Origin of the sequence: Caproiciproducens puteiluti, assembly GCF_052442865.1 — a bacterium.
In the GTDB taxonomy this organism is placed as follows: Bacteria; Bacillota; Clostridia; order Oscillospirales; family Acutalibacteraceae; genus Caproiciproducens.
Window position 1 is genome coordinate 1,599,778 of sequence record NZ_CP194790.1, and the last position, 17,968, is coordinate 1,617,745.

Below are 17,968 nucleotides of genomic sequence, written 5' to 3' on the forward strand. Positions count from 1 at the left end.
AAGCTTTCTCAGAACCTGTCCGGTTTCCGGATGGGTTCTTTTTATTACCGCTGCTTTTTAAATACGGTCAGAAAGCTTTTGGCCGCGGCGGAAAGCACACGGTCGTTTCGCCAGGTCGCCGTAATCTGGGTCTCCATCACGGGGCTGTCGATGATTTTGCACGGGCAGGCGGGACTGCGGTAAAACGACTCCATCGAATAAGGGACGACGGCGATGCCCAATCCCGCGTTCGCCCACATCAGGGTTGTGCGGGAGTCGTCGTTCAGGCAGAAAATATCCGGCTGGAATCCGGCCGCCTTACAGGCCGATACAATCAGTTTTTCATAGCGCCGGTAAATAATCAGCGGTTTGCCTTTCAGGGCTTCAAGGGAAATCCGGCTGTCTTGTGCACTGCTGAAATATTTTCGATCGCCGACCGCGATCATCGGCTCTTTTTCCAGGCTGTACCACGATGTGTTTTCCGCGTGAAACGGGGTGCGGATGACCGCGATTTCAATGACGCCGCCCCCCAGAAGCTCTATCATCTGAAAGGTGTTCCCCTCGTGAAGCTCAAAATTCACTTCCGGATACAGCTTGGCGTATTCCGTGATCCGCGGGTCAAGCAGGGGGAGAAAGGAAGAGGAAGTGACACCCAGCCGCAAAGTCCCCTTCATCTTTTCCCCGTACTCGCCCAGCTCGCGCGCTGCGGCGTCGGCCAGCTCCAGAATATTGCCCGCGCGCTTGTAAAGAATAACTCCAGCGTCCGTCAGCGTGACGTGCCGTGCACCGCGCTCCACCAGCTTGACGCCCAGCTCCGTTTCCAGAAGCTGAAGCTGATGGCTCAGCGGCGGCTGGGAGATATGCAGCTTTTTCGCGGCCGCGCTGATACTGCCTTCCTCACAGATTGCCACGAAATATTCAAGACGTTTTAAATCCATCCTTTTTTCCTCCGGAATCTATATGAAATCAGTATGGGAAATAGACAAAATCAATATTATTCATATGGGTATCAATATGCTATAATAATACACGAAATTCACAAGATAGAACAGAGGAATGATTCAAAAAATGCTGAAGCTCGCGAAATACTTGAAAAAATACCGAAAGCAGGTCATTGTCGGGCCGATTTTTAAGCTGATCGAGGCAATCTTTGAATTGATTGTGCCGATTATCACGGCAAAGATGATCGACAACGGCGTGCGGACCGGCAACGTCGGCTATGTCTGGCGCATGGGCGGAATCATGCTCCTGCTCGGCGTGACCGGCCTGTGTTCCGCGCTGATCTGCCAGAAGCTTGCTTCCATCGCGTCACAGGGCTTCGGAACCGTGGTGCGCAGCGAGCTTTACAAACATATCAACACGTTTTCCCATTCGGAAATCGACCGTTTCGGGACTCCGTCCCTCATCACCCGCATGACGAACGATATCAACCAGCTTCAGTACGCGGTCGCGATGCTGATCCGCCTCGTCATCCGCGCACCGTTTCTCGCGGTGGGCGCGATCATTATGGCGATTCTGGTGGATTTTCCGCTTTCCGTCGTGTTTTTGATCGCGACTCCGCTGATCGCCCTTGTCCTTTATATCATTATGACGCGTTCCGTGCCGTTCTTCCGGGTCATGCAGAAAAAGCTGGACACGATTTCCCTTATCACCCGCGAGGGGCTGAGCGGCGTGAGGGTTATCCGCGCGTTTTCCAAGCAGAAGAGCGAGGAGGAGCGTTTCAATGCGGCGGCGGACGACCAGACGGCGACCGCCATCCGGGTCGGCAAGCTTTCCGCACTGCTGAACCCCCTTACTTATACGATCATGAACTTCGCGGTGATCGCCATCGTATGGTTCGGCGGCTGGCGGGTCGATTCCGGCGCGATGACGCAGGGGGAGGTCATCGCGTTTGTAAACTACATGTCGCAGACCCTGCTGGCAATGATCGTCGTGGCCAATCTGGTGGTGACCTTTACAAAAGCCTCCGCTTCCGCTTCGCGTGTAAACGAAGTGTTTGACACCGTTTCCTCTGTTCCGGATCCCGCCGGGGCGTCGGTCGCCCCTGTGCCCGATACGCCGAAAATTCAGTTTGAAAATGTGAGCTTTTCCTACGACGGGCCGGACAAATACGCGGTGAAGAATCTCGACTTTTCGATTATGCCCGGGGAAACCGTCGGCATTATCGGCGGCACCGGCTCCGGAAAGAGCACGCTGGTCAATCTGATTCCCCGTTTTTACGACGTATCGTTGGGGGAAATCCTGATCGACGGGGTCAATGTGCGCGAGTATCCGTTTTCCGCCCTGCGCGGCCAGATCGGCATGGTGCCGCAGGAGGCCGTTCTGTTTTCCGGCACCATTGAGAGCAACCTGCGCTTCGGATACCGCGACGCGGCACAGGAAGAAATGGAAAAGGCGCTGAAGATCGCGCAGGCGTATGAATTTGTGTCCGCTCTGCCGCAGGGAATCCAAAGCCCGGTCAATCAGGGCGGCAAGAATTTTTCGGGAGGCCAGAAGCAAAGGCTGACGATTGCCCGCGCGCTGGTCGGAAGCCCGCGGATTCTGATCCTGGACGACAGCGCCAGTGCGCTGGACTTCGCGACGGACGCGGCGTTAAGAAAATCGATTCAAAGGGAAACCTCCGGCATAACCGTGCTGATGGTTTCCCAGCGCGCCAGCACCATCCGGCGCGCGGATAAAATCATCGTGCTGGACGACGGCGAGGTCGCCGGAATCGGCACGCACGAACAGTTGATGGAAAGCTGCCAGGTCTATCAGGAAATCTGCCTGTCGCAGCTCAGCAGGGACGAGGTGAGCAAAAAATGAAAGGTTCCACACTAAAGCGGCTGTTCCGCTACGCGAAACCGTATTCCGGCTTTTTGGCCGGTGCGCTCGTCAGCGCGCTGATTCATATTTCGCTCACCCTCTACGGGCCGATCCTGATCGGCCAAGCGGTCGATCACATCATCGGGCCTTCCAACGTCGGCCACAGGGACATGATTCCTATTCTCGTTATGCTTGCGGGAACCATTGTGGTCAGCGCGGTGTTTCAATGGGTAATGGCGTACTGTACGAATAAAATCACCTATTATACGGTGCGCGACCTGCGCGCACAGGCTTATCAGAAGATCAACCGTCTGCCGCTCCGATACATTGACGGCCACGCGCACGGCGATATCATCAGCCGTGTCGTCAACGATGTCGATCAGGTCGCTGATGGCCTGCTGCAGGGGCTTACCCAGCTTTTTACCGGCGTCGTGACCATTCTGGGAACGCTGGTTTTTATGCTGACCATCAGCCCTGTCATTACGGTGGTGGTTGTGCTGGTTACGCCTCTTTCGCTGTTTGTGGCGGGCTTTATCGCCCGGATTTCCCACCGGCAGTTTATCGAACAGCAGGCGACCCAGGGCGAGCTCAGCGGTTATGTGGAGGAAATGATCAGCGGCCAGAAAATCGTAAAGACGTTCCTCTATGAAAGCCGTTCGGAAGAAGAATTCAACGAGATTAACCAGCGGCTCTACAACTGCGGGGTGAAAGCGCAGTTTTATTCCTCCCTTTCCAACCCCAGTACCCGGTTTGTCAACGGTGTTGTGTACACCGCGGTCGCGGCAATCGGGTCGCTCTGCGCGATTACGGGCCGCCCCGGCCCGCTGACGATCGGACAGATCACCTCGTTTCTGGCCTATGCCAACCAGTATACCAAGCCGTTTAATGAAGTGACCGCGGTCATCACCCAGATTCAGACGGCGTTCGCCTCTGCCGACCGCCTTTTCCGGCTGCTGGACGAGGAGGAGGAAACATCCGACGCTCCCGGCGCGCTGGCTCTGACGGACAGCGAGGGGAATGTGGACGTGGAGCATGTGTATTTCTCTTACCGTCCGGAAGCCAAGCTGATTCAGGACATGAACCTGAAAGCGAGAAAGGGCGAGCGGATTGCGATTGTGGGTCCGACCGGGTGCGGAAAGACCACCATTATCAATCTGCTGATGCGCTTCTATGACGCGGACAGCGGCACCATAAAAATTGACGGGACCGATGTGAAGAATGTCACCCGCGACAGCCTTCGGAAAATGTTCGGAATGGTCCTGCAGGAGACCTGGCTTTTTTCCGGAACGGTGCGCGACAATATCTCGTACGGAAGCGAACATGTGACGGAGGAACAGATCATCGCCGCGGCAAAGGCGGCGCACGCCCACTCGTTCATCATGCGCCTGCCGAATGGGTACGACACCCTGATTTCGGAGGACGGCGGCAATATTTCGCAGGGACAGCGGCAGCTGCTTTGTATTGCCCGGGTAATGCTGGTCGACCCGCCGATTCTGATTCTGGACGAGGCGACCAGTTCCATCGATACCAGAACGGAGATCCGTATTCAAAAGGCGTTTACCGAAATGATGAAGGGGAGAACCAGCTTTATCGTGGCCCACCGCCTTTCCACCATTAAGGAGGCGGACCTGATTCTGGTGATGAACAAGGGAAGCATTATCGAGCAGGGAACACATGAACAGCTTCTGCAAAAGCAGGGCTTTTACGCGAATCTTTACAACAGCCAGTTCGCGGTCGCGGATTAGCGGAAATAAACAGGAACCCCGGCAAAGCCGGGGTTCCTGTTATCTTACCGTAAATTTATAAATGGTCGTGTGCTTGTATTTCTCGCCCGGTTTCAGATTCTGGAACGGGAATTCCGGGTGATGGACCGAGTCGGGGAAAAACTGTGTTTCCAGGCAGACCGCATGGTGCGCCAGATGCTTCATTCCCGCCTTGCCGGCTGCGCCGGGGGCAAAGCTGTTCGCGGTGTAAATCTGTATCCCGGGCATATCGGTAAAGACCAGCATCGCCCTGCCGCTCAGCTGGTCGTACAGCTCCGCGGCTTTTTTCATGCCGTCCGCGCCTTTAATCACGAAATTATGGTCGTAGCCTCCGCAGCTTTTCAAGAGGCTGTCGTTTGCCCGGATGTCCTGTCCGATGGTTTTGGGCTTATTGAAATCATACGGCGTACTGGCTACCGGGGTCAGCCCGCCGGTAGGGATCAGGTCGGTTCCGACCGCGGTAATTGCGTCCGCGTTGATCTGCAGCTCCTGTGAAAGAATGCTGTTTCCCACGTCCCCGCTGATGTTGAAGTAAGAATGGTTGGTAAGGTTGACCGGCGTTTCGCGGTCGGTCTGCGCGCCGTAATCGATGATCAGCGCGTTGTCCGTGCTGAGGGTGTACTGAACGGTTACGTTCAGGTTCCCGGGAAATCCGCATTCCCCGTCTTCGCTGAGGTAAGCAAAGGTGACGGACGGCGCATCGTCGTCATTGTCGCTGCATTTCAGCCGCCAGACCCGGTCCTGAAACCCGCCCGGGGCGCTGTGCAGAGAATTTTTTCCATCGTTTGCCGCAAGCGCGTACTTTTTTTCGCCGATTTCAAATTCCGCCCCGCCGATCCGGTTGGCGTAGCGTCCGACGACGGCCCCGAAAACGTCGCTTTTTTCAAGGTATTCGTCCAGCGTGTCGTGTCCCAGGACCACGTCCCCGAAATTGCCCTTTTTGTCGGCGGTCAGCAGCCTGACAATGCGGCAGCCGTAGGTGATCACCTGCGCGGTCATCCCGCTTTTATTGCGCAGGGTATAGCTGTCGATTACGGTGCCGTCCGGCAGTTTCCCAAATACAGATTTTTCAATGCTCATCGTTCAGCCTTCTTCTGTCATATTTGGTGATGAGGAATTACTTGCCCAGCAGTGCCGCGCCGATAATTCCCGCATCGTTTCCCAGCAGCGCCCTGCAAATCTTTGTCTCTCCCTGCGAGCTGAGGGAATAGGCTTCCTTGGCGACATATTCGCGCAGCGGCTTCAAAAGGGTTTCTCCCTCGTTGCAGATGCCGCCGCCGATGCAGAGGATGTCCGGCTGGAATGCGTTGATGCAGTTGGCCAGCCCGCAGCCCAGGTATTCGATGTATTCGTCCACAACGGCTACTCCGATCGGGTCGCCCGCGCGCATTGCGTCAAAGGCGGTACGCCCGTCCACATTGTTCAGATCGCCGTCCGCCAGCTTCCAGATAGGACTGCTGCGGTCGGCGGATTTTTCCATCGCCTCTTTGGTGGAGCGGATCAGTCCGGTGGCGGAAGCGTACATTTCCCAGCAGCCGTCGCGGCCGCAGGTGCAGTGCCTTCCCTGAAAGACAATCACGGTATGTCCCATTTCTCCCGCGCCGTAATTGGAGCCGGAATAAATTTTACCGTCGATGATGATGCCGCTGCCCACTCCGGTACCGAGCGTGATCGCCATTGCGTTTTTCGCGCCCTTGAGCGCGCCGGCCTGATATTCGCCGTAGGCCGCCGCGTTCGCGTCGTTTTCCACGATGACTTTTTTATTCATTTTTGCTCCCAGAAATTTTCTGAGCTCGAAATGGTTAAAATACAGGTTGTTGGAAAATTCCACCACACCGGTGTCCGTGTTGACGGTGCCGGGGGTGCCGACGCCCACCCACGGGACGTCGTCCAGGGTGAGGTTTGCATTGCGCAGCGCTTCCATTGCGGTGGAAGCAAGCTGCTCGCACATATCGTCAGGAGGGCAGGGTACGACGGTCTTTCTTTTCGCCGTGGCAATGATTTGGCTGTTTTCGTCGACGACGCCAACCTTAATGTTGGTTCCCCCAAGGTCAATTCCCAGATAATACATTTTTTATCCCCTTCGTCCGTTATTTCAAAGTACAGCAATTTCCCAACAAAAGCGCGGTTCTTTCAGGCGCCCGCCGTTCGTTAATCTGCTGTAATATGTGAATAGTATAGCATTATCGCATGGGAATTGTAAACATATTGTGCTCTGCAATACAAAAAATTGTTATGAAGCGAAAACTTGTGCTATAATATGAAAGATACAAAATTTGGAATGGAGATCATGCCGTGGATTTTAAAGCACTCCCCAAGGGAATGAGAAACAAATATACGAAGGAATATCTCACTCTGCTGAACAGGCGCAGGTTTTCGCTCGGCGCGAAGCGTGCGTTTGATATCGTGGTATCGCTGCTGATCCTTGCGGTTTGTTCGCCGTTTTTTCTTCTTTTGGCGCTGGCCGTCAAAATCGACTCCAGAGGACCGGTGTTTTACAGGCAGGTTCGCGTCGGACGCTACAATCAGGACTTTAAAATTTTCAAGTTCAGAACAATGGTACAGGATGCCGATAAAATTGGGCCTCCGCTGACGGTGGGCGATGACCCGCGCGTGACAAAAGTCGGAAGGTTCATCCGGAAATTGCGGCTCGATGAGTTTTCACAGCTTTTAAATGTCCTTGGCGGAAGCATGAGCCTTGTCGGTCCCCGGCCGGAGGTCCGCAAATATGTGGATGTCTATGCCCCGGAATATATGGCGACGCTGCTGATCCGGCCCGGCATTACCGCTACCTCGAGCATTGCGTTCAAGGATGAGGACAGCCTGCTCAATGCGGCCGAAGACCCGGAAAAAGTGTATGTGGAACAGATTTTACCGCCTAAAATGGCATATAATCTGGAATACATGAAAAATATTTCCCTGCTGAACGACATCAAGATCATGTTTCGGACCGTCGGCGCGGTGCTGAAATAGGCGGATTCATATTTCACCTCTGCTTGTTTATAATAAGCATGAGGTGATTTTTTATGTTTGAGAATTGGCGGAAGAACAGGAAAAAAGAAAATAAAGAATATACGGATGTAGACAAAATGGCGGCTACGCTTCCCAATATGAGCAAAAGCGAGATTCCGACCGATGTGCTGGGCAGTTATACCGGCACGGCCAGAGACGGTGAAAAACCGGATCAGGACGCGGATGACCTTTGAATTTTTTGCAATATTTTCAGCCCTTCCTTCATAATAATGGATAGACAGTAGGTGATTGCTTGTTGAATCGTATGATTATGAAGAGAAAAAGGCTGATTGCTTTTATCCTTGTCCTTGCGGCGGCGGCAGGAATTGCCGCCGCTTCAGGCCGTTACGGAGAAAGTATGCCCGCGGATGCGCAGATGGAGAGCTCGGCATCGTCTTCCTCCGGTGATTACATAAAGTACGTTGAGTTCAACGTGCCGTATCTTGCGCTCAAAAAAGCAATGAATCTGGATATCGCCTCTCAGAAAGAGGAGAAGAAGGTAAGCTGGATCGAACTGCTTGCCTATCTTGCCGCGAAGTACGGCGGAAATTTTTCACACTATAAGAGCAATGATCTGGACGTTCTGATGTCGAAGCTGGAAACGCAGAGCATGGCGGACCTGACAAAGGACATGAAATATTATACCTACTATTCTAAGGCGTACACGGCGGTTCTGGGCGGACTTCTCGGCACCTATACCGACGGCAGCGGGGAGGAAAAATACGGCCTGATCGGATTTTCACCGATTGCCAAAACCTTTCCGTATGAGGAATACGACGACTTCGGCGCATCCAGGACTTACGGATACAAGCGGCAGCACCTCGGTCACGATATGATGGCTGCGACCGGTACGCCCATCATCGCGGTGGAATCCGGTATTGTGGAGGCGCTGGGCTGGAACCAGTACGGCGGCTGGCGCATCGGGATCCGCAGCTTTGACAAACAGCGCTATTATTATTATGCACATTTAAGGCAGAACCGTCCTTACGCCGCCAACCTTGCAGTCGGCCAGACGGTGACCGCCGGCGACGTCATCGGATATGTGGGCCATACGGGTTATAGTACGAAGGAAAATGTCAATAATATTAAGGTGAGCCATCTGCACTTTGGTCTTCAGCTGATTTTCGACGAGAGTCAGAAGGAAAGCGTCAACGAAATCTGGGTGGATGTGTATCAGCTGTGCAAGCTGCTGCGTCAAAATCAGTCCGAAGTGGTGCGTGACAGCGCCACAAAAGAATATTCCCGAAAAAATCAGATTCAAATTCAGTATTAAAAGGAAAATTCTATTTGATTTTGCCGCTGCGCTATGCTATAATAGCAACTGTTAAATTGCTGGTGTGGCGGAATCGGCAGACGCAAGGGACTTAAAATCCCTCGGTGGCAACACCGTATCGGTTCAAGTCCGATCACCAGCACCAAATCATCACTCAAAAAGTGATACAATGTTAGCCGCCTTGAAAAAGGTGGCTTCGTTGTTTTTATGGCTATTTTACTGGGCTTTTTGCACTTTTGATTCTAAAACAGCGTTTGCTCCTACAGGTGAGATATTTGTTTTCCGCTGCCGAACACAATCTTTTTGTCTGATTTTTGCACACCTCTGATGGGGTGTGCGTTTTTTGTTATAGCGTGTGCAAAGTCCTTTTTAAGGTACCGACCGGGTGATATAATTGGAAAGTGGAAACATATTCTTGCAATTGTTCGACATGTAGAATATACTGAACAGTATACTGGTACAAGGTGGTAAAACAATGGAATATATTACAGCACAAGAAGTTGCTGATAAGTGGAATATTACAAGGCGACGTGTCCAGATTCTATGCGTTAATGGACGAATCGGAGGGGCTATAAAAATGGCAAATTTGTGGCTTATACCAAAAAATGCAGAAAAACCTGCCGATGGTAGATTACTTAGATATAAAAACCGTGGATAGTATGACAGATTTAATTGAGTGTGGAGGAAATGATATGCCGGAATCTTTAATAGAAATGCTTCCTAAAATCGTCGCAGACGGAAAAAAAGAAGTGGAGCAAATCATGGAGCGTTTGGAAAGTCCCTATAAACTTGGACTTCAAACAAATGAATATGTTGTTCCATCAAAAGCACAGGGTGACTTATTTAATGTGATACAATACCCACAGGAGCAGCAAGAATGGACAAATCGTCTGATTTATGGAGATAACTTTTTAACAATGCAGGCACTGCTTGCTGGTGATCAAGAAAGTGGACTTCCTTCCATGCGCGGCAAAATTGATTTGATCTACATTGATCCACCTTTTGATAGCAAAACGGATTATCATACAAAAATAAAGCTTCCAAATGGAAATCTAGAGCAAAAGCCATCAACAATTGAGCAGGCAGCGTATTCGGATACATGGAAAGATGGGACTATAAGCTATTTGAAAATGATTTATCCTAGGTTGGCACTAATGAAGGATTTACTTTCGCCAAGCGGTAGCATTTATGTACATTCCGATTGGCATATTGGTCATTATCTAAAAGTAATTCTTGATGACATCTTTAATAAGGATAATTTTAAAAATGAAATTATTTGGCAAAGAACGGGTGCACACAACGATGCGGGTAAATATGGTAATATACATGATACTATTTTTTGGTATACTAAAACAAAGAACTATTATTTTGAGATGGAATATATCAGCTTAACTGATGAACATATTTCCACACGGTTTTCGTTAACCGAAAAAAAGACGGGTCGAAGATTTTTTGCTGGACCTATTACTGCACCAGGTGATGGTCCAGCTAGAATTTTTAAGGGTAAAGAAATATTGCCACCACCCGGTAGACATTGGAGTTATTCTCAAGAAAACATCGACGATTTAGAAAGTAGAAATATGCTGTACTATTCTTCTACAGGGACCCCATATTTGAAGCAATATATGGATGAGTATGTTCAAAAAGGCAGAAGGTTGCAAAGTATTTGGAATGATATCCTACCTCCTAAAACAGGTAAAGAAATATTAAATTATTCCACTCAAAAGCCTGAATCTCTACTTGAACGTATCATCAAAGCTTCTTCAAAGGAAAATTCTATAGTTGCAGATTTTTTTGCTGGTTCTGGCACAACAGGTGCAGTTGCTGAAAAACTCGGAAGACGCTGGATTATGTCAGATTTAGGTAAGCCAGCCTGTATGATTATGAGAAAAAGACTTGTTGACCAGAATGCGAAACCGTATCTTTATCAGGTGGTGGGTGAATACCAGAAAGAAGTATTTGCTTCCAATAAGATTTATAAACGTGTGGGAGATTTGGCCACTGTAGTTCTGGGCCTTTATGGAGCAATACCATTTACAAAGGAACAGTGTCCTTCGCGTAATCTTGGATACATAAAAGGTGGGAGAACACTTGTTATCGTCGACTCTCCTAATAAACTGACGGGTGCTTCCAGCATTAAAAAGGCTCAAGAACTACGTGAAACTTATCTTGGTGGGTGGGATAAAGTCATTGTGCTTGGTTGGAATTTCAGCTTCGATATTGGACGTATAATGCAAGAATTGCAAAATAAAGATAATCGCATTGAAGTGCAGGTTATTCCTTCAGATTTACTTGAGAAGCTGACAAAAAAGTCAGGATATGAAAAGCTAGTCAAAAGCGGTGAAATTCGTTTTTCAAGTCTACAGTATCTTACAATTAAACCAGTACAAAAGATTGATTACGGAGAGGACACAGAGAAACTCACAATCATACTCGATAATTACATTCTTCTGTCACCAGACGCTCTGCCACTAGAGGAAAAATACAAACAGGCTCTACAGGAAACCATGGCAAATGATCCGCTTTCGCTAATTGAATATTGGAGCATTGACCCCGATTATAACGGAGAAACCTTTGTAAGTGTATGGCAAGATTATAGAGAAAATCAGGATACAGACAGTGACCCGTTTAAGGTTTTGAATCAAACGACACTTACGTTACCGAAAAAACAAGGAAAGCGCACGGTATGCGTAAAAGCTGTCGATATCTTTGGTTTTGAAAGCATTGCCACACAGGAGGTGCAATGATATGCCCAACATGAAAAACACAGGTACGTGCGATATCCCTCTCAAGTTTGCAGCACGATTGACGCAAATTGTGAATAAATCGTATGAATCAGGCGAAATGCTTGAAAAAGTTACTGCGGTAACAAAAGATTTACTTAGATATTGGTTTAACCCTGCATTTACTGAAACTCGGCAATATAATTTTCATATTGGACAGCGGCAAGCAATTTTAAATATCATTTATGTGCATGAAATTCTAAAGGCAAAAAACGTATTTGATATGTACGAAATGGTAGATGATGAATTGCTTGCAGAGCTTGGTGTTGCGGAAGTCAGCGCTGAAAAATATAACTGTCCAAAATATGCTGTTAAAATGGCAACAGGTACTGGTAAAACATGGGTTATGCACGCACTTATGATTTGGCAGTATTTGAATTCGAAACATGAGGACATGCCATCAGACCGATATTCAAAAAATTTTTTACTTGTAGCTCCGGGCTTGATAGTATATGAGCGGTTGTTAGATGCTTATCTTGGTAAAGAAAATGAGGATGGAATTCGGAACTTTGAAACTTCGGACTTTTATAAATTTCAGCAACTGTTTATTCCGGATGCCTACAAAAATGTTTTATTTTCTTTTATTCAGAATAATGTGGTTAAAAAAGAGGAAATTGGTAAAAAGATAACCGGAGAAGGAATGGTTGCAATTACAAACTGGCACTTGCTAGCTGGCGAGGATGAAGAATCTGAAGACGAAAATGATGATCCATTTGTTAATCCCGCTGCTATCATAAAAGATCTTTTACCAATAACGCCGGGTACAACCGCCGGACACACCCTTGAATCGCTTGACAACCGCTATTTTAGCGGAAGTGAAATTGAATATCTTTCAAGCCTTAAGGATATTGTCGTATTTAACGATGAAGCGCATCATATCCATGAAAACAAAGTAAATGGCGAAGAGATAGAAGTTAAGTGGCAGCAAAGCCTGTTGAAGATTGCTGAATATAAAGGTGACCAATATATACAGGTGGACTTTTCTGCTACACCCTATAATGAAACAGGCGGAGGTAAGAATCGGACAAAGCATTATTTTCCGCATATTGTGGTAGATTTTGATTTAAAAACTGCCATTCGGAAAGGGCTTGTTAAGACAATTGTATTAGATAAGCGCAATCAAATTGTATCACAGGATCTTGCGGAGCTGGATTTTAGGGCTGAACGGAACGGCAATACAGTTATTGGACTTTCGCAAGGGCAAAAAGTGATGATTCGCGCTGGCTTAAGAAAATTGCAAATTCTTGAGCAGCAGTTCTTGGAATATGCTGATAAAAAGAAATATCCTAAAATGCTCGTCATGTGTGAAAACACACAGGTATCCCCTTTTGTCGTGGATTACCTCAAAAATTATGAGGGCTTGACGGGAAACGATATACTGCAGATTGATTCGGATAAGAAGGGTAATATTCCTCCTGATGAGTGGAACGAAATCAAACAAAAGCTTTTCAATATTGATGCTTTATCAAAGCCTAAGGTTATTGTTTCCGTTCTCATGTTGCGTGAGGGTTTTGATGTAAACAATATCTGCGTAATTGTACCTCTGCGTGCAAATTCGGCTTCTATTCTATTGGAGCAGACAGTCGGCAGGGGCTTACGGCTTATGTGGCGTGAACCTGATTATAAGGATATTAAAGAGGAAAACAGAATCCGCTTACTCAAAGAAAAGAAATCCCCAACGAACTATTTCGATATTCTAAGCATTGTAGAGCATCCTGCTTTTATTGATTTCTATAATGACTTAATTGATGATGGCTCTGTTATAGAAGTCGATGAAATGAAAAACGATAAGAAGAGCATTGTCGGAGATATTATCGATGTGCCTTTAAAATCTGATTATAAACAGTATGATCTCTTTTTTCCAATCATTATAAAAGATAAAGAGGAAACCATAGTCAGCGGCAAACTGTCTGTGGATAAAATGGAAAGCTATCATACATTTTCTTTCGATACTCTTAAAAAATTTACATCTCAGAAAGATGATACTTTTTACTCGGAAGAAATAACGGTTAAAACAAGGTTCGGCAACTACATTGTCAGTGCACAGGTATTTGATGCAAAGAGCTATAATGATTTTATTGCAAAAATCATTGGAGCAATTTCAACGTCCATTGAACGTGTGGGTATACGTAGAAAAGAAAGCTTTCCCTTTATGCAGATAAATACTGCCGAACTTGCCGGAATAATTGATACCTATATTCGTACTAAATTGTTTGGAAAGCCTTTCAACCCTTTTGAAGATAACAATTGGCGTGTGCTGTTGCTTAGAAAGTCTTTGATTGTGGAGCATATTATTAAAGAAGTTAGCAAGGCAATTTATGAGATGCAGAATAACATTGAAGTAAAAGATGCAGTTATATTAAAAAAATATTTTTCAGAAATTGGTCCCATGAAAATGCGTGAGAATTATTCTATTCAGGTCGCAAAATCTATTTATGAAAGGCTGCCATATCCAAGCAATAAGGGTGAATATGAGAGAGCATTCATGGAATATTGCGACAACGATTCTCAAGTCGAATCTTTAATAAAAATTAAAGAAAATTATCATACTTTTGCGTATTTAAATTACATTCGAGATGATGGTATGATTTCGCACTACTTCCCAGATTTTATGGTCAAACTCGGCGATAAAATTTATCTTATTGAAACCAAAGCGCAGAAGGATACAAGTAATGTCAATGTGCGCAGCAAAGAAAAATCTGCGCTTGACTGGATAAGGAAAATAAATGAATTAAAGCCACAAGACCGCATTAATTGCAAGTGGGAGTACGTTCTCGTAAGCGACTCGCTGTTTTATCAATTCAAAAACAATGGCGCTTCAGCTTCAGATATTCTTGAATACGCAAAATTAACTCAAAATACAACAGACAATGGCCAAATAGCATTTTTTAATGAAGGAGCAAAATAACTACGCCAGGTATAAAATATGAGATAACGAAACAACTGGGTTTTATCAGAAATACCGAGTGTGGAAAAAAGTAAACCTGCCAGCTGGAATGAGTGTGATCCAAAGTACGATGTTCGTGACGGGGTGCCGAAATATGAAAGATAGTCAAGGAGTGAAACTAAATGATTACATGGAACATAAAGTTTATTATCGAAAAAGTTAATAGTGAAGAGAGAATAAATTATAAATGAGAAGTTGTCAAGGAAGAGACCGTTATTAGCATTAAAGTTAGTGACAGTGAATTAATCCTAATGCTAAACTGCAAAGATGCAAATTTCAAGTTTTGTAATGATGAACTTTTTCATTGTGATAGAAAAAATATTTTGAAAGAAGAAATTAAAGAGGAAATGATTAAAGAATACTATGTTCGTAGTTATAAGCTGGATTTTACTAATAAAACAGGAGAGGTTAAGTTATCATATCCTAAAGTAAATCTTATATAAAAAGAGGAGAAAAATATGGATAAGGAAATTGATATATCGGGAAGATATGATGAAGAAATTTCAGAAATAAATTATATCTTACAGGGATTGTATGATGGAAGATTATATGGATTAAATGGGAATAAGTCCAGTATGGATGGTTCATTGCAGCACAATGTGATAGAATTGACAAAAAAATTAAATCGATTAATGACAAAAATTGAATATGGTCAAGATTCAAAATCGGATGATATAGCGAAAAGCTTATTTGTTTTACACAAGGAGCAATAATTATGCCAGAGATTAAATATGAAATAATCAAAGAAATCGGAATGCTATCTGAAAACGGCAAGGGCTGGAAAAAAGAGCTGAATCTTATCAGCTGGAATGACCGCGAGCCCAAGTATGATATCCGTGACTGGTCTGAAGGTCATGCAAAAATGGGCAAAGGGGTCACGTTGACTGTTGAAGAAATCAAGGAACTGCGGGATATTTTGAATAGCTTAGAGCTGTAACTTTTTCAAATGATATAAAAGAGTAAGAAAAAACTTATTTAAAGTGCAATTTTCGTATTGACAACTCTAATGTTTTGCACTACAATGATAAAAAATAATTACTAAAATTTCCCTTTCAGTCAAACGCCATTGGCTACGAATTTCGAAAACGTAGTAAAAATGGATATGACATGTCTCTTCGCACGGACAGTGACACCTATAAAGTATTATGTTAGGTATGATCTGTTTGTGGATCATACCTTTTTTTATTTTCAGGAGGCTTATAATGGAGAATTCACCCTACTATGAAGAAATGCTCAGTGGAAAAAACAAAGTAAAGGCATTTATGTTAAGGCAAGAGAGCGTTGAAACTACTACCCTTATGGGACCTACCAGTAGTGCTAAATCAACCATAACAACAGAGCTATTGCCACCAGTAAGTAACATGCTTCTTAGCAAAAATGTTGGAGACACCGCTCAAACCACATTGATTCCTACTCTTCTCATGCTCAATAGCCGATTTTGTGAAAATGAAGTGCTAATACAGTGTATTCCACGTAATAAATCTGCTTACCCGGATTTACTTGAGAATTTAAAAACAGTAATTACTGACTCGCTTTACGAGGTGCGCGATGAACTTTACGATTTTTCGATTAATGAAGTTATTATAAAAAAAATACTTAACCCAGTCAATAGATCATATCATGCATATCAATTTGCCAAAGAGCAGGAGCTAACTCAGAGACTCACTGAACTTCTAAACGATGCTTGCCAAACTATTATTGAAATGCCAGAACCACTTCTTAAAGCTGCGGAAAGCCTATACAAACAACTCAGGCTAAAAGATCAAACAGCAAAAAAGAAAGAAGCTTATGAACATCTGGTGGATGAACGCCTATCTAATGACAAAGATTTCCTTGACAATTTACTATCATGGTATAAAATCCTTATAAATATGATATTAGCAGATTTGCAGCCATTATGGACATATGAAACAGAATATACTTTGCTGGACGATATTTCAGATAGTAGCCCCGCAACGCAATTGATGGAAAAATTATATGGCTCAAGTAGCGCTTGCTCGCTTGTCTTCGAGGAAGTAAGATATGCCACTAGCCCATCAAAAGATTTTAAAAAAGCATACTTGGATCGTAATGCTGCTTATCCAGGTAGAACTGTTAAAATTAATATTCTTGACACTGTAGGGTTAACGCAATCTTCCCAAGACAGAGAGATTATCAGCGATAATATAGACAAAATTCTTAATAGAAAAAGCAACGCCCTACTTTTTCTTTGTGCTTCGGATGAACAACCGTCCGTATATGAAACATGCATTTCACTTTTACTTGAAAAAAATAAAAAGTTAGAAAACAAACCAGTTACCATATGTCGCACAAAAGCAGATATTGTTATACGAAATAAAATGATAAATAATTGGCGTAAAGATACCGGTAGAAATGCTATCCCGCTCGACAGTCCAGAATATGAAAGGTATGTAACTGAGGCGTTTGATTCTTTTTTAGATGAATATATTAATAACCCTTCATTAGGAGAGGAGCAAATTGGTAAGGAAGTAGGTGGGCATAAAATTGAATATCTTTCTTTGGCCCCGGATCTTTCCGCAACCATGGACAAGCATCTTAATGGAGAACTTAGTCCTACAAGAATATTTGATATTTTGCTTAATATTGCTGAACAGGTTGATATTATTTATGCCGGTGGCTATTCTCGACCATGGTTACAAAGCAAAGACCTAATTCACTATCCTCTAAATGTTATCTGTACTGCTCAGCCATTATCAAAAACTATTGCACTAGCTTTAACAGCAAAAGATAGCCAAAATGGTAATCAATACAAACAATACATTAAATCAGCTGATGCTATCTATCATGGTCGTTCTGTAAATTGCTTCCGAAATAAACTCAGTTATGGTGAGGGACATGAAACGAGGGCTTTTGTTTATGCAGATTTTCGACTTTATATAACTAACATGGTAGCCCGTTGGTTAAGAGAAGTTATTCCTGTAAATGACCTTATTAATAATTTATCGATTTCATTTGATTATTTATATAATTCTGGTTTAACAGATGAAGTTAAGTCCCAATTTCCAAGCAGGTTTAAGGATTTGCTGCAAGATAATTGGTGGAATATTATCGAGCGGATGGCAAAAAAACTTTCATATGACTGCCTTAGCAAAGAGTTTGAAGAAGCATTTTACTTTTGTTCCTGGAGTGATGGCTTTAGAGAAAGTTTAAAAGTTATCCAACAAAAATTCAGTTCTGTAGAGTATTGGCAAAAAAATATAATTGATTTGCTGAAATCTGAAGCAAATGATTTACTTCAGAAAATGTATATTTTTGATTGATAAATGTAAAATTGAATATTCCTGCAAACTAAAGCTTGCGGCGAACTTCGAAAACGCAGCAAAGAGCCTAAGTTTATAAGTCTTTTCGTACAGACTGTTATGATGTTCTATTAAGGCACGGTCTG

Annotated in this window: 14 protein-coding genes and 1 tRNA gene; 12 read left to right on the forward strand and 3 right to left on the reverse strand. The window is 44.9% G+C overall.

Annotation, left to right across the window (positions count from 1 at the left end; genetic code table 11):
- Positions 1-44: 44 nt before the first annotated feature.
- Complete coding sequence (locus tag ACRQU7_RS07660) at positions 45-917, reverse strand: LysR family transcriptional regulator (RefSeq protein ID WP_444644941.1); 873 nt, start codon at positions 915-917, stop codon at positions 45-47.
- 130 nt (positions 918-1,047) lie between these two features.
- Between ACRQU7_RS07660 and ACRQU7_RS07665 the strand changes: the two genes are divergently transcribed.
- Positions 1,048-2,784 carry an ABC transporter ATP-binding protein gene (locus ACRQU7_RS07665; RefSeq protein ID WP_444645543.1) on the forward strand — a complete coding sequence of 579 codons (1,737 nt, stop codon included), beginning with the start codon at positions 1,048-1,050 and terminating at the stop codon, positions 2,782-2,784.
- Positions 2,781-4,529: an ABC transporter ATP-binding protein gene (locus ACRQU7_RS07670; protein WP_444644943.1), complete on the forward strand. Its 1,749-nt coding sequence runs from the start codon at positions 2,781-2,783 to the stop codon at positions 4,527-4,529. The genes ACRQU7_RS07665 and ACRQU7_RS07670 overlap by 4 nt, the downstream gene beginning before the upstream one ends.
- A 39-nt stretch (positions 4,530-4,568) precedes the next feature.
- On the opposite strand, the gene ACRQU7_RS07675 is transcribed toward ACRQU7_RS07670, so the two are convergent.
- Both ACRQU7_RS07675 and ACRQU7_RS07680 read right to left on the reverse strand, forming a co-directional pair.
- Positions 4,569-5,627, reverse strand: coding sequence for an aldose epimerase family protein (locus ACRQU7_RS07675; protein ID WP_444644945.1), 1,059 nt, complete (start codon positions 5,625-5,627; stop codon positions 4,569-4,571).
- Positions 5,628-5,664: 37 nt separating this feature from the next.
- Entirely contained in the window at positions 5,665-6,618 is a 954-nt protein-coding gene (locus ACRQU7_RS07680; protein ID WP_444644947.1) for an ROK family protein, read from the reverse strand.
- Positions 6,619-6,842: 224 nt separating this feature from the next.
- Here ACRQU7_RS07680 and ACRQU7_RS07685 point away from each other — a divergent pair, with 224 nt between their 5' ends.
- The 10 genes from ACRQU7_RS07685 (at position 6,843) to ACRQU7_RS07730 (ending at position 17,843) form a co-directional block, all read left to right on the forward strand.
- Positions 6,843-7,520 (forward strand): sugar transferase, encoded by a 678-nt coding sequence (locus ACRQU7_RS07685; protein ID WP_444644949.1) that lies wholly within the window; start codon positions 6,843-6,845, stop codon positions 7,518-7,520.
- A 53-nt stretch (positions 7,521-7,573) separates the two neighbouring features.
- Positions 7,574-7,753: a hypothetical protein gene (locus ACRQU7_RS07690; protein ID WP_038323665.1), complete on the forward strand. Its 180-nt coding sequence runs from the start codon at positions 7,574-7,576 to the stop codon at positions 7,751-7,753.
- A gap of 71 nt (positions 7,754-7,824) precedes the next feature.
- Positions 7,825-8,832 (forward strand): M23 family metallopeptidase, encoded by a 1,008-nt coding sequence (locus tag ACRQU7_RS07695; RefSeq protein ID WP_444645545.1) that lies wholly within the window; start codon positions 7,825-7,827, stop codon positions 8,830-8,832.
- Between the two features lie 58 nt (positions 8,833-8,890).
- Positions 8,891-8,977: transfer RNA gene (locus ACRQU7_RS07700), tRNA-Leu, on the forward strand.
- 330 nt (positions 8,978-9,307) lie between these two features.
- Positions 9,308-9,490 (forward strand): DNA-binding protein, encoded by a 183-nt coding sequence (locus ACRQU7_RS07705; protein WP_444644951.1) that lies wholly within the window; start codon positions 9,308-9,310, stop codon positions 9,488-9,490.
- Entirely contained in the window at positions 9,456-11,579 is a 2,124-nt protein-coding gene (locus ACRQU7_RS07710; protein ID WP_444644953.1) for a site-specific DNA-methyltransferase, read from the forward strand. Before ACRQU7_RS07705 ends, ACRQU7_RS07710 begins: the two co-directional genes overlap by 35 nt.
- A 1-nt stretch (position 11,580) precedes the next feature.
- Positions 11,581-14,523, forward strand: coding sequence for a DEAD/DEAH box helicase family protein (locus tag ACRQU7_RS07715; RefSeq protein WP_444644955.1), 2,943 nt, complete (start codon positions 11,581-11,583; stop codon positions 14,521-14,523).
- A 497-nt stretch (positions 14,524-15,020) separates the two neighbouring features.
- The gene (locus ACRQU7_RS07720; RefSeq protein WP_444644957.1) at positions 15,021-15,275 is read left to right on the forward strand and encodes a hypothetical protein; all 255 of its coding nucleotides are present in this window, start codon (positions 15,021-15,023) and stop codon (positions 15,273-15,275) included.
- Positions 15,276-15,277: 2 nt separating this feature from the next.
- Entirely contained in the window at positions 15,278-15,499 is a 222-nt protein-coding gene (locus ACRQU7_RS07725) for a YdbC family protein (protein ID WP_444644959.1), read from the forward strand.
- Between the two features lie 265 nt (positions 15,500-15,764).
- Positions 15,765-17,843 carry a GTPase domain-containing protein gene (locus tag ACRQU7_RS07730; protein WP_444644961.1) on the forward strand — a complete coding sequence of 693 codons (2,079 nt, stop codon included), beginning with the start codon at positions 15,765-15,767 and terminating at the stop codon, positions 17,841-17,843.
- Positions 17,844-17,968: the final 125 nt, after the last annotated feature.

Excerpts from the sequence above, each read along its gene's own strand:
- ACRQU7_RS07710 (WP_444644953.1), top strand. The coding sequence starts at position 9,456 with ATGGTAGATTACTTAGATATAAAAACCGTGGATAGTATGACAGATTTA.
- ACRQU7_RS07680 (WP_444644947.1), bottom strand. The coding sequence starts at position 6,618 with ATGTATTATCTGGGAATTGACCTTGGGGGAACCAACATTAAGGTTGGC.
- ACRQU7_RS07670 (WP_444644943.1), top strand. The coding sequence starts at position 2,781 with ATGAAAGGTTCCACACTAAAGCGGCTGTTCCGCTACGCGAAACCGTAT.
- ACRQU7_RS07705 (WP_444644951.1), top strand. The coding sequence starts at position 9,308 with ATGGAATATATTACAGCACAAGAAGTTGCTGATAAGTGGAATATTACA.
- ACRQU7_RS07725 (WP_444644959.1), top strand. The coding sequence starts at position 15,278 with ATGCCAGAGATTAAATATGAAATAATCAAAGAAATCGGAATGCTATCT.
- ACRQU7_RS07665 (WP_444645543.1), top strand. The coding sequence starts at position 1,048 with ATGCTGAAGCTCGCGAAATACTTGAAAAAATACCGAAAGCAGGTCATT.
- ACRQU7_RS07675 (WP_444644945.1), bottom strand. The coding sequence starts at position 5,627 with ATGAGCATTGAAAAATCTGTATTTGGGAAACTGCCGGACGGCACCGTA.
- ACRQU7_RS07660 (WP_444644941.1), bottom strand. The coding sequence starts at position 917 with ATGGATTTAAAACGTCTTGAATATTTCGTGGCAATCTGTGAGGAAGGC.
- ACRQU7_RS07695 (WP_444645545.1), top strand. The coding sequence starts at position 7,825 with ATGATTATGAAGAGAAAAAGGCTGATTGCTTTTATCCTTGTCCTTGCG.
- ACRQU7_RS07690 (WP_038323665.1), top strand. The coding sequence starts at position 7,574 with ATGTTTGAGAATTGGCGGAAGAACAGGAAAAAAGAAAATAAAGAATAT.
- ACRQU7_RS07720 (WP_444644957.1), top strand. The coding sequence starts at position 15,021 with ATGGATAAGGAAATTGATATATCGGGAAGATATGATGAAGAAATTTCA.
- ACRQU7_RS07715 (WP_444644955.1), top strand. The coding sequence starts at position 11,581 with ATGCCCAACATGAAAAACACAGGTACGTGCGATATCCCTCTCAAGTTT.
- ACRQU7_RS07730 (WP_444644961.1), top strand. The coding sequence starts at position 15,765 with ATGGAGAATTCACCCTACTATGAAGAAATGCTCAGTGGAAAAAACAAA.